15 protein-coding genes are annotated in these 14,333 nt (G+C 60.3%); 9 read left to right on the top strand and 6 right to left on the bottom strand.

The window, feature by feature from the left end; all coding sequences use genetic code 11:
- Nucleotides 1-36 precede the first annotated feature (36 nt).
- Nucleotides 37-564, top strand: a complete 528-nt coding sequence (locus tag AC245Y_RS14795; RefSeq protein WP_017994715.1) for a DUF6886 family protein — start codon at nucleotides 37-39, stop codon at nucleotides 562-564.
- Between the two features lie 307 nt (nucleotides 565-871).
- Nucleotides 872-3,028, top strand: coding sequence for an NAD-dependent DNA ligase LigA (gene ligA, locus AC245Y_RS14790; RefSeq protein ID WP_017994714.1), 2,157 nt, complete (start codon nucleotides 872-874; stop codon nucleotides 3,026-3,028).
- A 31-nt stretch (nucleotides 3,029-3,059) separates the two neighbouring features.
- Here ligA and AC245Y_RS14785 read toward each other — a convergent pair whose 3' ends face one another.
- On the bottom strand, nucleotides 3,060-3,596 hold the full coding sequence (locus AC245Y_RS14785) for a GNAT family N-acetyltransferase (RefSeq protein ID WP_017994713.1): 537 nt from the start codon (nucleotides 3,594-3,596) through the stop codon (nucleotides 3,060-3,062).
- Between the two features lie 284 nt (nucleotides 3,597-3,880).
- Here AC245Y_RS14785 and AC245Y_RS14780 point away from each other — a divergent pair, with 284 nt between their 5' ends.
- Together AC245Y_RS14780 and AC245Y_RS14775 are read left to right on the top strand one after the other, a co-directional pair.
- Entirely contained in the window at nucleotides 3,881-4,471 is a 591-nt protein-coding gene (locus AC245Y_RS14780) for a 3'-5' exonuclease (RefSeq protein ID WP_026157425.1), read from the top strand.
- A 79-nt stretch (nucleotides 4,472-4,550) separates the two neighbouring features.
- Nucleotides 4,551-5,045 carry a CreA family protein gene (locus tag AC245Y_RS14775; RefSeq protein ID WP_012758270.1) on the top strand — a complete coding sequence of 165 codons (495 nt, stop codon included), beginning with the start codon at nucleotides 4,551-4,553 and terminating at the stop codon, nucleotides 5,043-5,045.
- A gap of 109 nt (nucleotides 5,046-5,154) precedes the next feature.
- On the opposite strand, the gene AC245Y_RS14770 is transcribed toward AC245Y_RS14775, so the two are convergent.
- Complete coding sequence (locus AC245Y_RS14770; protein WP_003541378.1) at nucleotides 5,155-5,625, bottom strand: chemotaxis protein CheW; 471 nt, start codon at nucleotides 5,623-5,625, stop codon at nucleotides 5,155-5,157.
- Nucleotides 5,626-5,944: 319 nt separating this feature from the next.
- Here AC245Y_RS14770 and AC245Y_RS14765 point away from each other — a divergent pair, with 319 nt between their 5' ends.
- Both AC245Y_RS14765 and AC245Y_RS14760 read left to right on the top strand, forming a co-directional pair.
- Nucleotides 5,945-6,547: an SCO family protein gene (locus AC245Y_RS14765; RefSeq protein ID WP_026157424.1), complete on the top strand. Its 603-nt coding sequence runs from the start codon at nucleotides 5,945-5,947 to the stop codon at nucleotides 6,545-6,547.
- Nucleotides 6,548-6,615: 68 nt separating this feature from the next.
- Complete coding sequence (locus AC245Y_RS14760; protein WP_017994710.1) at nucleotides 6,616-7,494, top strand: 50S ribosomal protein L11 methyltransferase; 879 nt, start codon at nucleotides 6,616-6,618, stop codon at nucleotides 7,492-7,494.
- Between the two features lie 417 nt (nucleotides 7,495-7,911).
- On the opposite strand, the gene AC245Y_RS14755 is transcribed toward AC245Y_RS14760, so the two are convergent.
- A complete protein-coding gene (locus tag AC245Y_RS14755; protein WP_012758267.1) occupies nucleotides 7,912-8,085 on the bottom strand; it encodes a hypothetical protein in 174 nt (57 codons plus the stop codon).
- Between the two features lie 279 nt (nucleotides 8,086-8,364).
- On the opposite strand from AC245Y_RS14755, the gene AC245Y_RS14750 reads away from it, so the two are divergent.
- Nucleotides 8,365-10,200: an aminopeptidase P family protein gene (locus tag AC245Y_RS14750; RefSeq protein ID WP_032996676.1), complete on the top strand. Its 1,836-nt coding sequence runs from the start codon at nucleotides 8,365-8,367 to the stop codon at nucleotides 10,198-10,200.
- 69 nt (nucleotides 10,201-10,269) lie between these two features.
- Here AC245Y_RS14750 and AC245Y_RS14745 read toward each other — a convergent pair whose 3' ends face one another.
- Together AC245Y_RS14745 and AC245Y_RS14740 are read right to left on the bottom strand one after the other, a co-directional pair.
- The gene (locus AC245Y_RS14745) at nucleotides 10,270-10,578 is read right to left on the bottom strand and encodes an AzlD family protein (protein WP_012758265.1); all 309 of its coding nucleotides are present in this window, start codon (nucleotides 10,576-10,578) and stop codon (nucleotides 10,270-10,272) included.
- A gap of 3 nt (nucleotides 10,579-10,581) precedes the next feature.
- Complete coding sequence (locus AC245Y_RS14740) at nucleotides 10,582-11,313, bottom strand: AzlC family ABC transporter permease (protein WP_017994709.1); 732 nt, start codon at nucleotides 11,311-11,313, stop codon at nucleotides 10,582-10,584.
- 132 nt (nucleotides 11,314-11,445) lie between these two features.
- On the opposite strand from AC245Y_RS14740, the gene AC245Y_RS14735 reads away from it, so the two are divergent.
- Both AC245Y_RS14735 and AC245Y_RS14730 read left to right on the top strand, forming a co-directional pair.
- Nucleotides 11,446-11,691, top strand: coding sequence for a DUF2164 domain-containing protein (locus tag AC245Y_RS14735; RefSeq protein ID WP_012758263.1), 246 nt, complete (start codon nucleotides 11,446-11,448; stop codon nucleotides 11,689-11,691).
- 164 nt (nucleotides 11,692-11,855) lie between these two features.
- A complete protein-coding gene (locus AC245Y_RS14730) occupies nucleotides 11,856-13,448 on the top strand; it encodes a hypothetical protein (RefSeq protein ID WP_017994708.1) in 1,593 nt (530 codons plus the stop codon).
- A gap of 197 nt (nucleotides 13,449-13,645) precedes the next feature.
- Here the strand turns inward: AC245Y_RS14730 and AC245Y_RS14725 are convergent, their stop codons facing one another.
- The gene (locus AC245Y_RS14725) at nucleotides 13,646-14,311 is read right to left on the bottom strand and encodes a dihydrofolate reductase family protein (protein WP_012758261.1); all 666 of its coding nucleotides are present in this window, start codon (nucleotides 14,309-14,311) and stop codon (nucleotides 13,646-13,648) included.
- Nucleotides 14,312-14,333 lie beyond the last annotated feature (22 nt).

The following is a 14,333-nucleotide window of genomic DNA, read 5'->3' as shown; positions in this document are numbered from 1 at the left end:
GCGCTGAAGCTTCTCGATCGGCGGCGAGCTCAAGCCATGCGACTTTTCCATTTCAGCGACGATTCCGGGATCGCGGCGTTCGAGCCACGCCCGGTTCGCGTCCCCTCTGCTCGTGCGCCCGGCCGAGAATGGCTGAACGGTCCGCTCGTCTGGGCAATCGATGCCCATCATGATTTCCTGTATCTCTTTCCGCGCGATTGTCCCCGCATCCTGCTCTGGGCGGCGGCCGATACGCCGGAGGCCGAACGCCGGCACTGGCTCGGCGACTGGCGCGCCGTCGCCTACGTCGAGCGCCGTTGGCTGGAAAGGCTCGAAGCGGAGACGATCCATCGTTACGAGATGCCAGCCGAGGGCTTCGAGGATCTGGGTGATGCTGGCATGTGGGTGGCCCGAAAGAGAGTGGTGCCGATAGAGCATGCCGCCATGTCACAGCTCGACCGGGAGTTTGCCCCGCGCAAGGTGGATCTCAGGGTGGTGGACACGCTGACGCCGCTGAAAGGGCTCTGGGGCACGAGCCTGCATGTCAGTGGTATCCGGCTGCGCAATGCGAACGATTGGGAATAGCCGGATAGGGCGGTGACAAGGATTCCACGGCATGAAAGTCGGTGCGAAAGCTCACCTCAATCTCCCTCATCCCTGTGCTCGTCACAGGGATCCAGCGCCTAAGTCCTTGGGCGCGGGAGATTCTTCTTCTCTGAAAGAGAGTGTCATTCACGGCGCAGAGGCGCCGTGGCTGGATTCCTGTGACAGGCACAGGAATGAGGGAGGAGAGCTGAGCAGGCCGATCATCCCGATGGCGGATACGCGGCCTCTCTTTTCATCCGGAAATTTTGCTCTAAAAAACAATGCAGATTCTCTGGAGTGATGTTCCATGTCCACCGAAAGTTCCGCCGTCGATACGTTGACGATCGAAGAGGCTGCCGCCGAGCTCGAACGGCTGGCAAAGGAGATCGCACATCACGATGCGCTCTATCACGGCAAGGACCGGCCGGAGATTTCGGATGCCGATTACGACGCGCTGAAGCGCCGCAACGATGCGCTGGAAGTGCGCTTTCCCGAGTTGATCCGCGAAGACAGCCCATCGCGGCATGTCGGTGCGGCGCCCTCCGTCACTTTTTCGCCTGTCGTCCACGCGCGGCCGATGTTGTCGCTCGACAACACCTTCTCGCAGGAGGACGTGCAGGATTTTGTCGCCGGCGTCTATCGTTTCCTCGGCCGGCTGCCGGACCAGTCGATCGCCTTTACCGCCGAGCCGAAGATCGACGGTCTCTCGATGTCGATCCGTTATGAAAACGGCAGGCTGGTGACCGCTGCAACGCGTGGCGACGGCACGACGGGGGAGAATGTCACTGCCAACATCCGGACCATCGCCGAGATCCCCAACGAGCTGCCGAAAGGCGTGCCCGCTGTCGTCGAGATCCGCGGTGAGGTCTACATGGCCAAGAGCGACTTCCTGGCGCTGAACCGGCAGATGGAGGCGGAGGGTAAGCAGACCTATGTCAATCCGCGCAATACGGCTGCCGGATCGCTGCGCCAGCTCGACGCCAAGGTGACGGCGAGCCGCAAGCTGAAATTCTTCGCCTACGCCTGGGGCGAGATGTCGGAAATGCCGGCCGATACGCAATTTGGGATGGTGCAGACCTTCAAGGACTGGGGTTTTCCGGTCAATCCGCTGGTGAAACGATTGAACTCGGTCGCCGACATCCTGACCCATTATGACGAGATCGGCCTTGAGCGCCCGGATCTCGACTACGACATCGACGGCGTCGTCTATAAGGTCGACAGTCTCGAGTTGCAGGCCCGTCTCGGTTTCCGCTCGCGTTCACCACGCTGGGCGACGGCGCACAAGTTCCCTGCCGAACAGGCTTTCACTATCGTCGAGAATATCGACATTCAAGTCGGCCGCACCGGCGCCTTGACCCCTGTCGCGCGATTGAGGCCGATCACCGTCGGTGGCGTGGTCGTCACCAATGCGACGCTACACAACGCGGATTACATCAGGGGCATCGGCAATAGCGGCGAGCGCATCCGCGACGACGAGCACGATATCCGCATTGGCGATACCGTCATTGTGCAGCGCGCCGGCGATGTGATTCCGCAGGTGCTCGACGTCGTCATGGAGAAGCGCTCGGCCGAGGCCAGGCCCTATGAATTTCCGAAGACCTGCCCGGTCTGCGGGTCGCATGCCGTGCGTGAAAGACATGAGAAGACCGGCAAGCTCGATTCGGTCACCCGCTGCACCGGCGGCTTCATCTGCAGGGCGCAGGCGACGGAGCATTTGAAGCACTTCGTTTCGCGCAACGCTTTCGATATTGAAGGGCTCGGCTCGAAGCAGATCGACTTCTTTTTCGAAAACGAGGACGCGTCGCTGCAGATCCGCACTGCGCCCGATATCTTCACGCTGGAGAAGCGTCAGCAGCAATCGCTGACCAAGCTAGAGAATATCGACGGCTTCGGCAAGGTCAGCGTCGGCAAGCTCTATGCGGCGATCACCGAACGGCGCAGCATTGCGCTCCACCGCTTCATCTACGCGCTCGGCATCCGTCATGTCGGCGAGACCACAGCGAAGCTCTTGGCGCGCTCCTACGGCACCTATGCGGCCTTTGAAACCGCAATGCGCGAGGCCGAGGCGCTTTCCGGTGACGCCTGGAATGATCTCAACGCCATCGAGGGTATCGGCGAGGTCGTGGCGCGGGCCATCGTCGAATTCTACAAGGAGCCGCGCAATGTCGAGGTGATCACCCGGCTTATTGAGGAAGTGACGCCCGAGGAGGCCGAACAACCGAAGACGGCAGGCAGCCCGGTCGCCGGCAAGACCGTGGTTTTCACCGGCTCGCTTGAAAAGTTCACCCGCGACGAGGCGAAGGCGAGGGCGGAAAGTCTCGGCGCCAAGGTGGCGGGATCAGTCTCCAAGAAGACCGACATCGTCGTCGCCGGCCCCGGCGCCGGCTCCAAGCTCGACAAGGCGCGTGAGTTCGGCGTGCAGACGATGGACGAGGACGAGTGGCTGGCGCTGATTAGCGGGTGAGGGGCTGACGGCAAGCCGCCAGCCCGTTTGCTCAAAGCCTGAGCCGCGCCATCGTATAGGCATCGACATATTGACCGGCGCGATATCCGAAGGCCTTCAGCAGGCCTTCCTGCTCGAAGCCGAATTTCTGGTAGAGGCCGATGGCGACATCGTTATCGGTGTAGACGGTCAGTTCCAGCCGTTTGATATCGAGCCAGTCGTCGGCAGCATCGACCATTGCTCCGAGCAAGATCCGTCCGAAGCCGCGGCCGGTGAAGTCGTCATGCACACCCATGCCTATGCTGGCGACGTGCTGCCTGCGGCCGGAAAGACGGTTGAGGCCGCTATTGCCGACGATTTTGCCGTCCTGGGTGACGACGAGGTTGAGCGCGCCGGGCGACGGATTTTCCATGTGTTTGCGAACTTCCTCGACCCGCTGGTAGGGCGGCCGCAAGGTGCCGGCCCGGTAGCCCGGCAGATTTATGAGATCGGTGATCTCCTCCGCATCGGACAGGCGGACGGCGCGCACAAGGACGCCATCCGCCAGGCGCGCTCGGCCACGAGGTTCATTCTCTTCGTTTTCGGACATTCATGCTCTCCATCGGTGTCGGGAGGAGAGCCGGTTTCCGAAAACCCTGCTCGCCTCGGCAGGGTTTCGGGATGATGATCGGATCGCTGCTAACGCGCCATCGCTCCCGCGTACCCTTCAAAGGTCGTGGCGTGATGGATAAGCGCTGCCATGGTTAGGAAACCGATCATGGCAACAAGTTTCGATATGCGGGTTAAAAAGTCAATCGGGCGTCGTGTCGAATTTGCGCGGCCGGAAGCGGGGCGGTATTCCTGTTCCCGAAGAAACGATTCGGGTTGCTGATTTTGAAGACCATCGCGATTGACTTCGAGACGGCGAACGAGCAGCGCGGCAGCGCCTGTTCCGTCGGCCTTGCCTGGATCGAGGGCGGCAGGGTGACGCGCGTCGAGGAGCGGCTGATCCGGCCGCGAGAGATGCGCTTTTCCGGGATGAACATCGCAATCCACGGCATCCGGCCGGAGCATGTCGAGGATGCGCCCGAGTTTCCCGAGGTGATGGACGAGTTTCACGAGGATATCAGCGGCGCGACGATGATCGCGCACAATGCCGCCTTCGATTTCAGCGTCTGGCGGGCGAGCCTCGATCTCTACCGGCAATCCTATCCGGAGCTTACCTATCTCTGCAGCCTGAAGATGGCGCAGCGGATCTGGCCGCATTTCCTCTCGCACCGGCTGAACCTGATCGCCGAGCATCTCGGCCTGCGTTTCGTGCACCACAACGCCGCTGAAGATGCCGCCGTCTGCGCAGCGGCCGCCATCGAGATGGCAAGGGCGGTCAAGGCCCATGCCGTCCACGCCATACCGTCGTTGATCGGCATGAAGCCAGGTCGGCTGACGGCGCAGGCCTATGAGCCCTGCACCTGCCGAAAAGGCTGACCCCTTTTCCGCAAACGCCGTTTTCTTGCAAAGCATGGGTGCGTGCTTATCTAGAATGCGGGTTATTCAGGGAGCCGCCATGTCCAGACTGCGCAATCTTCTCCTCGCCGCCTTCTCTTTCGCCGCCCTTTCCACAGGTGCTGCCTCGGCCGAAGTCGTCGGCAAGGTTGGGGTCGACTGGATCGGCAACGACATCATCGTCGAGGCGGTCTCCGACCCTGAGGTCAAGGGCGTTACCTGCCACGTCACCTATTTCGACCGCAGCCTGATCGACCGGCTCAAGAACGGTAACTGGTTCGAGGACCCGTCCAACAACTCCATTGCCTGCCGGCAGACCGGGCCGATCGAGATCGGCAATATCGACCTGTCCAAGGATGGCAGCGAGGTGTTTCGCCAGGGCATGTCGCTGATCTGGAAGACTCTGGTCGTCAACCGCATCTACGACAAGACGAACGACACGCTGATCTATCTCGCTCATTCGCGCGAACTGACCGACGGCTCGGCGAAGATGTCGATCTCGACCATTCCGCTCTATGGGCAAAGCGTGACCTGGAAGAACGGGAAGCCGCAATAGGGTTTCTGCGGTGAGATTTTGGAAAGAGCGGCGCCTCCCTTTTTCGCTCATTGCAAAATCAAAAAGGCCCGGACGAGCCGGGCCTTCGAATTCCAGAAATGGATAGCCCTCAGGCGGCCTGCGTCAACTCGTCGGCAATGACCGTGTCGAGGTTCAGGAAGCAGACCATGGTCTTTTCGAGCGCGACGATGCCGCGGCAGAAAGCGCGCTGGGCTTCCGGGATGATTTCCGGCGGCGGCTGAAGGTCTTCGCTCTTGATGGTCATCATGTCGGAAACCTGCTCGACCAGCAGGCCGACCAGCTTGCCGGCGATGTCGGTGACGATGATCGCCGAGCGCTCGGAGGGCTCGGTCATCTTCATGCCGAGGCGGCAGGCCATGTCGATAACGGGGATCACGGCGCCGCGCAGGTTGATGAGACCCAAGACGTAGGGCGGGGTGTGCGGCATTGGCGTCACTGGTGCCCAGCCGCGGATTTCGCGGATGGCCATGATGTCGATGCAGAATTCCTGATCGCCCAGGTGGAACGAAACGATTTCGAGATAAGCGCCCGACTGCTTGATGGCGTTATTGTTGTTCATGGTCAGAATTCTTCCCAGTTGTCCCCAGCGGGAGAGGCGATGTAGAACCGCCGTTAAATATAGATGTGACGGCTTAAGTCTTTCCTAACGATATGTATTTTCGGATTGGCCGTCTCTCCAGAGGTAAGCTATTCAAACACATGCATTTTTGATCCGTGCAGATTCCTGAGGGCGGATTTCGTTGCCGTGGCAGTTTCTACCGGTGAGACAATTCAACACGGGTTCGAAAACATATTCTTGAATTGCGCGCCTTCGGTCGAGGCTATAATCACGCCAGCAGGGGCGGGCGGCACATCCGCCTGGATTGAGGATCATGCCAATGAAGACATTCCGCATCGCCGTTTGGGTCGGTGTCCTGATACTTGCCGGGTTTCTCGGAGCGTTTACGCTCAACCTGACGAAGTCGAAGGATGTGGTGGCCGAACCGCCCTTCGGCGTACCCTTCACCCTGGTCTCCCAGAACGGACAGCCGATCACCGAGCAGGCGCTGCGCGGCAAGCCGACGGCGCTGTTTTTCGGCTTCACCCATTGCCCGGAAGTCTGCCCGACGACGCTTTTCGAGCTGAACGGCTGGATGGAGAAGGTCGATCCGAAGGGCGACAAGCTGCAGGCCTATTTCGTGACCGTCGATCCGGAGCGCGACACGCCTGAGATCATGAACGAATACGTCTCCAACGTTTCCAAGCGCATCACCGGCATTTCCGGCGCGCCTGACAAGATCGCCGAGGTTATCAAGGGGTTCCGCGTCTACGCCAAGAAGGTGCCGGTCGACGAGAAGGATCCGAATGGCGACTATACGATGGATCACACCGCCTCGGTCTTCCTGCTTGATTCGGCCGGGCGGTTTTCCGGAACAATCGCCTATGGCGAAAACCCGGACACGGCGGTAAAGAAGCTAGAGAATCTCGTCAACAAGGGGTGATGGTTTCAGCGTGATGGGGCGTTGGCTCGACCGATGGCGGGCAACGGAAACGGGAAAGACCGCCTATCGTGAGTGAAATCCGCCTTTACGTGACTACGACCGAAAGCAAGGCCGAAGAGATCCTCGACCTTCTGAGCACGGTCTTCGGTGAAGAAGACTTTGCCATCGGCACCACCGAGATCGATGAGAAGAAGGATATCTGGGAAGCCTCGATCTATATGATGGCCGAGGACGAGACTGAGGTGCAATCCCGGGTCGAGGACGCATTGAAGGCCTCTTTCCCCGAGGCCCAGCTGGAACGGGAAGTCATCCCCGAAATCGACTGGGTGGTGAAATCGCTGGAGGGACTGAAGCCCGTCAGGGCAGGGCGTTTCCTGGTGCATGGCTCGCATGACCGCAATAAGATCCGCCCCGGCGACATTGCCATCGAGATCGATGCCGGCCAGGCCTTCGGCACTGGCCATCACGGAACGACGGCCGGCTGCCTTGAGGTGATCGATGCCGTGGTGCGCTCGCGCCTGGTCCGCAACGCGCTCGATCTCGGCACCGGCAGCGGCGTACTGGCGATTGCGGTGCGCAAGCTCAGGAACATACCGGTGCTTGCGACCGACATCGATCCGATCGCGACGAAGGTGGCGGCCGAGAACGTGCGCCGCAACGGCATCGCCTCGGGCATCGTCACCAGGACCGCACCGGGCTTTCATTCGACGGCCTTTTCAGAGCAGGGTCCCTTCGATCTCATCATCGCCAATATTCTCGCGCGGCCGCTGATCCGCATGGCGCCGAAGCTTGCGACGCATCTTGCGCCTGGCGGATCAGTTATTCTCTCCGGCATCCTTGCCGGGCAACGCTGGAAGGTGATTGCCGCCTATAGTGGCGCGAGGCTTCGCCATGTCAGAACCATCTGGCGCAATGGCTGGGTGACTATTCATCTCGATCGGCCTTGATTTTTCAAGGCTGTGAGCAGGTGATTGCTCCTGCAAACGCATGCCATGCTTAAGGCAACGCGCCTCGTCCCCACCCTCATCCCTGTGCCCGTCACAGGGATCCAGCCACCGCGCGTCTGCGCGGTGAATAACTCCATACGAGCTTGAAGAGAGTTTCCCGCGCCCAAGGACTTGGGCGCACTAGATCCCTGTGACAAGCACAGGGATGAGGGCGGTGGCGGGTGCCGCACCGCCTTATCGAAACGGAGCCGCTCCGTCACCTTGTTGAAGACAACAAAAAAGGCGGTGCCGATGGCACCGCCTTGGACCGGTCTATCCGGTCAACGCCCGCGAGCTCAAGGGGAGGAGCGCTCAAGCGGGCTCTACTGCATTCCAATAGGCCGGTCCGGGAGGGAGGAGACGGACTGGCTTTCAGGCTTAGAACGCGTAGCTGAGGGCGCCCTTGTGGCGCGTGGCCCGCTGGCCGGCGCCGAGCAGCTTGAGGCTGTCCTCGTTCTGCGGGCGGCGGGCGCCGATTACGTGACGCACGGTCTGGCGTTCGCCAGCCTGCACCGGGCTGCTATATGCGAAGCGCGACAGAGAGGCGGTCATTTCAAGAATTCCTTTGTTTACAGGTTCATCGCGAACCGTTCGATGACGCCTATATAGCTATTCTGAAATGCGGAGGCAGAGGGTTTTGCTCATGGGAGCCATGCGGCCAATGCATAAAGCGTGCCAAATTAACTTTTGGCGTCACAGTTCCGTCAAAATGTTGAGCGGCCCCAGGGGTTTCGACTCGTTTGGTCGCTTTTTCTCCCCATCGGTTGAAATTTCGCTAACATGGCCGGCATTCCATTAACCGGATTCGTCTCAATCATTCGGGTTTCCAGCATGTTCCAGTCTTTCGAGGTTACCTCCACGCCGCAATTCGGCAGGGATCGTGTATCGGCGCTGCGCGCCGGTTTCGATTCGCTCGGCATCGACGCCTTCCTCGTGCCGCGCGCCGATGAATTCAACGGCGAATATGTTCCCGCATGTTCAGAGCGCTTGGCATGGCTGACGGGCTTTACCGGCTCGGCCGGCATTGCGCTGATTCTGCGCACGCAGGCGATCGTCTTCGTCGACGGACGCTATGTGACGCAGCTTGCCGAACAGGTCGACGGTTCGGTCTTTTCGGGCGGCGATCTCGTCAACGAGCCGCCACATCTCTGGCTTGCCGGAAACGGAGCCAAGGGGCTGCGGCTCGGCATTGACCCCTGGCTGCACGCAGGGGCTGAGGTGCGCCGTCTGGAAAAAGCGCTGTCGCAGATCGGCGGAACGCTGATATTCCTGCCGCACAATCCGCTCGACAGGCTTTGGGCTGACCGACCGGCCGAGCCGCTCGGCGCGGTCAACATCCAGAACGTGGCGCAGGCCGGCGTGCTGGCGAGAGAGAAGATCGCGACGATCGCCGCTGATCTTTCGAAGAAGAACCTTGCGGCGGTGCTGATCGCCGATCCCTCTTCGGTCGCCTGGACCTTCAATATCCGCGGCGCCGACGTGCCGCATACGCCGCATCCGCTGGCGCGTGCCATCATCCATGCCGACGGGCGGGCCGAGATCTTCCTCGACAAGCGCAAGACCGGCATCGAGCCGGAGGCCTATCTCGCGCAGATTTGCACCCAGTTGCCACCATCGGTGCTGGAAGAAAAGCTCGCCGCCGTTTCCAGGGATGGCGGCCGCGTGCTGATCGACCCTGACATCGCCGCCTATGCGTTGGCCGAGATCATCCGCAAGGCGGGCGGCGAAGTGGTGGAGGGCGCCGATCCCGCCAAGCTGCCGCGTGCGGTGAAGAACGACGTCGAGATCAACGGCTCGGCCGCCGCGCATCTGCAGGACGGTGCGGCGATGGTGGAATTCCTCTATTGGCTGTCGCAGACCAAGCCCGGCACGGTGAGCGAGATCACGGCCGCCGAGCATCTCGAAGCGGCGCGCGCCCGCGTCGGCCAGAGCGTGCAGAACCCGCTGAAGGACATTTCCTTCGACACGATTTCGGGCGCCGGCGAACATGCGGCGATCATGCATTACCGCGTGACGACCGAGACCAACCGGATGATCGAGGCCGGCGAACTCTTTTTGATCGATTCCGGCGCGCAATATATCAACGGTACGACCGACATCACCCGCACCGTCGGCATCGGCAGAGTTTCGGAAGAGCATCGGCGCTTCTTCACGCTGGTGCTGAAGGGGATGATAGAGATCAGCACCGCGCGTTTCCCGAAGGGCACGCGCGGCTGCGATCTCGATCCGCTGGCGCGCATCGCACTGTGGCGGGCCGGCGCCGATTTCGCTCACGGCACAGGCCACGGCGTCGGCTCCTATCTCTCGGTGCATGAGGGGCCGCAGCGCATCTCCAGGCTGTCGACACAGGAACTGCTGCCCGGCATGATCCTTTCGAACGAGCCGGGCTATTACCGGCCCGGCAGCTTCGGCATCCGCATCGAGAACCTGATCTATGTGCGCGGGGCCGAGGAGATCGAGGGCGGCGATGCGCCGATGCTCGGATTCGAGACGCTGACTTTCTGCCCGATCGACCGCAGTCTCGTCATTCCCGAGCTTCTGACCCACGACGAGCTGCACTGGTTCAACGACTATCATCGCCGCACATGCGAGGCGCTGATGCCGCTCATCCACGATCACGATGTCAGGGCGTGGCTCGAAAACGCGACGCTGCCGCTGGAATATTGAGAAAGCGGTATTACGGCGTCGGCGACGCTGCAATGCCTTGAATTTCTGCGCCGGCTTTCGGGCCGGTGCTCAGACGCCGATCGTGTGGCGCCAGGTCATCACGACGATCCAGGCGGCGACCAGCATCCATGTATGGCTGAAGCGCAGGCCGATGAAGAGGGCGACGATCAGCGCCAGCTTCGATTCCCAGCCGCCGATGAAGAAAGCGGGGGCAACCAGCGTCGTCAGCACGGCGGCCGGCACGGCATTCAGCGCCGCCTCCATGCGCGGGGGGATGCTCTTCATTCGGGTGATGAGGATATAGCCGCCGATGCGGGTGGCGAAGGTGGCGGCGGCTGCGGCGAGGATAACGAGCGCCATGTGTAGATCGAATTCCATGGCTCAGACCTCGTGCACTTCGGATTGAAGGGCGTCGGCTTCGAGATCTGGCTGTTGCGGCGGCAAAGGCAGCACGGCGGCGAGCACGATGCCGGCGGCAGCACCGAGGCTGACATGCCAGGGCGAGCCGACGTAACGGTAGGCGAACACGGAAGCCACTGCGCTGACGAGCGCCACAGGCAGGAAATTGTCTCGCTTGCGGAAGCCGAGGACGATGCCGAGGAAATAGGCCGGCAGCAGGATGTCGAGGCCGATGGCCTTGGGATCGCCGATGAAGCCGCCGAGCATGCCGCCGGCGACGCTGATCAGCACCCAGGGAATGTAGATGATGATGGCAAAGCCGAAATACCAGGCGAAGGTGAGTTGCCGGCCGGTCTCAGCGCGCTTTACCGCTTCGGCGAATTGCGGATCGACGAGCAGGAAAAAGGTAAAGAATTTCTGCACCGGCGTGAAATGGCCGATGTAGCGCGCCAGCGCCGCCGAATAGAGCACGTGGCGGAAATTGACGGCGAGGATCGACAGTACGATCAGCCAGGCGTGGACATTGTGACCGAAGAGTTCGATGCCGACCATCTGGCTGGCGCCGGCATAGACGGTGGCGCTCATGAAGGCGGCTTCGGAGAGCGACATGCCATTTTCGACCGCAAGCGCTCCGAAGAGCGCGCCAAACGGCGCCGATGCCAGCGCAACGGCGGAGCCGCCTCGCAAACCTTCAACAAAGTCGGCGCGATTCATGCGATCTTTCCTGTTGGAATTCAGGTTTCCCCTTATGGTCTACGGCTTGCAACGGCAATTGAATTTCATTGATTGACCAATCGATTTTGCTGAACCATCAAAGTCCTGATCGCATTCGGTAAAGAGGCAAACATGAAGAAGATCGAGTTTTCGAAGGAAGAAAAGGCTGAGATCGTTTCGCGCATCCGCGCTTATTTCGACCGGGAACTCGATCCCATCGGTGCATTGCCGGCTGAATTCCTGCTTGACTTCTTCGCCGAGGAGATAGGGCCGTACTTCTACAATCGAGGGCTAAGAGATGCCCAGGCCGCCTTGTTGCAGAGAATGGAAGACCTAGCCGAAGACATCCATCTTCTTGAGAGGGAGGAAAAATTCTAAAGCGCGCCACGATCTTTCAGATTCGCTTGTCGCGTTTAAACCGCTGCCCAGTTTGCGCGACATGCTTCAGCGCCCCTGAAATCAAAAGATGGCCTTCACTTAACGCCAAATTATTTCTGCGCCGATATGGTCGTGACGCTTTCGCTCACCGGGTTGCGTGTTATTTGGCCGTGATTGTCTCTGCTATCGATGAACCTCGATCCGCCAAGCTTGGCAAGGCGTTGATCTTTATGGTCTGGCTTGCGTTGGCGTCTGCGCTTTGCTGGTTCGAAACGGTCTGGCGTGACGAAGTTCGTGCTTTGTCACTCGCCCTCCAGGGGGATAATTTCATCGATATGCTTCGCCAGATGCATGGCGAGGGTCATCCTGCTCTCTGGTATATCCTGCTGCGCGCCGCCTATGTTCTGGTCGGCTCACCTGTCGTCCTAAAGATCGTCGCACTGACGATTGCAGCGACCGCGGCCTATCTTCTTGTTTTCAGGCTGAAACTGCCGCTTTCCATCATGCTGCTGTCGCTGTTCAGCAGCTTTTCGGTTTACGATTATGCCGCGATGTCGCGAAATTACGGCATCAGCATGCTGGTGATTTTCCTTATCGTCCTGAGTTGGGAGAAAGGAACACGCAACGGGCTATTGCTCGGCCTATTGTTTGCCTTGCAGGCAAATACCAACGTCCATTCGGTCGTCCTCGTCGGCGGCTTCCTCGCCTATTGGTTTTTCGACTTAATTCTGGCGCGGCCAAGGCCTGCTGTGACAGAATATCGGGCCTTTGCGACAGCCGCTGCCATTGCTGCGGTTGGAATTGTTCTATGTTTCGTAACAGTCTATCCGACCTTCAACGATACGGGGCAGAACGATCTCAGTGGCAAGAATTTCGCTTTGCTTGCCCTTGGTGCACTCGCCGCGCCCAGTTCCCAATTTATGGAATTCTATCCCAACAGCGTCCTTGAACTGGTCGTGGCATATCCGCTGGCCTCCCGGATTTTCGCAGCGTTGATGTCCGTGCTCATCTATGGCAGCCTGCTGGCGCTGGCGCACCGGCGGCCGGCGATGATCGCAGCCGGACTGGTTCTCGTAGGGCTTTCGCTGCTTTTTACGCTTGTCTATCCCGGTGGATACAGACATCAGGCGCTCTGGCTGGTTTTCATGATCGCGATCACCGCCTTGACCACACATACTCAGCGCGAGCGGACGCGCGCTGCCGGCATCGAGGCTGCCGGCGGCTTCGTAAAGTTCGGACGTCTCTGCTTCCTGATATTGCTGGCGCTACAGGTCGTGTCCGGTATCGAAAAGATCAATCAGGCCTTCATCGCCGAAATACCCCTGAGCCGAAGCAAGGATCTCGGTGCGTTCATTCAATCGCGCGCCGATCTCAAGGATGCGGTCATTATGGCGGATCCCGACTACCTGGTGGAAGCCTTGCCCTATTACGTCCCCAACCGCACCTATCTTCTGCGGGAGGAGCGGTTCGGCGCCATCGTGCGATATACCCGCAACGCCCGGCTTTCGCTCAGCCTTGCCGATATTCTGCAAACGGCACATCGATTGCAGCAGAGTGAACATGTGCCGGTCGTCATTCTTCTTTCGCAGCGGCTTGATCAGATTACTGCGCCCGTCTCCCTGCGTGAAAGCTACGTTTGGCGATTGTCTCTGACGCCGGAAGACATTTCTGCATTCCAGAGCGCGACAAACCTCATCAAGCGCTTCGGCACGGTTGCCGGAAGCGATGAGACGTTCGACGTCTACGTGCTGAAATAAGATGCCAGCCAGCAGCTTATTCGCACAACACGCCCACGCATTTGATCATTGTGATGCCATGCGCCGGCATCTCGCCGATCGCGGCGGCAATACCTTCGGGAGTGGTGCCGCGACTGGAGCGCGACCAGAAGAAGAAGGGCAGGAGCCTATAAGCGGGACGGGACGGCGCTCGCGGCCCCGCAACCGTGGAGGCGCGTTCAGCCTTCGCGCTTCATTCGCTCCCGGCGTTCGATCTCAGCCTCCGAGGGCTGCGCCAGCTCGAATGTGCCTGTCTTGATTGCGCCGGCACGCTCGTAGACGCTCATGATCACGCCTGTCGTCGATATCGTGTTGGCGGTGAGCTTCAGCGCCTCCGGCTTGGCGCCTTGACCGAACAGGCGTTTGCCCGGGCCAAGCACGAGCGGGAAAGTCAGAAGCCGGAGCTCGTCGATCAGGTCATGCGCCAATAGGGTCTGCAACAGGCCGCTGCTGCCCTGTGTCAGGAGGGCGGGGCCATCCTGCTGCTTCAACCGGGCGATTTCGGCAGCTGCATCGCCGCGCAGAGCGACGGAATTTGCCCAGGTGAGCGGCTGCGTGGAAGTGGTCGCGACATATTTGGTCACGGCGTTGAAGACCTTGCCAATCGGATCGTCTTTCCCTACGAAGGGCCAGTGCGCGGCGAAGATTTCGTAGGTCTTGCGGCCGAGCACCAGTTCGAAGGGATCGGTAAAGATCCCGCCCATGAACTGGCCCATCGGCTCGTCCCAATAGTTAACGGTCCAGCCGCCCTGCGTGAAGCCGCCGGTCGGATCCTCCCGCGGCCCGCCCGGCGCCTGCATGACACCGTCCAAACTGACGAAGGCTGCAGCAACAAGCTTTCTCATCTCTCGACTCCCATTGTTGGTG

It is taken from the genome of Rhizobium sp. SRDI943, assembly GCF_057653695.1.
The sequence above is the reverse complement of the archived record's forward strand: the minus strand, read 5'-3'. Positions and strand labels throughout refer to the sequence as shown.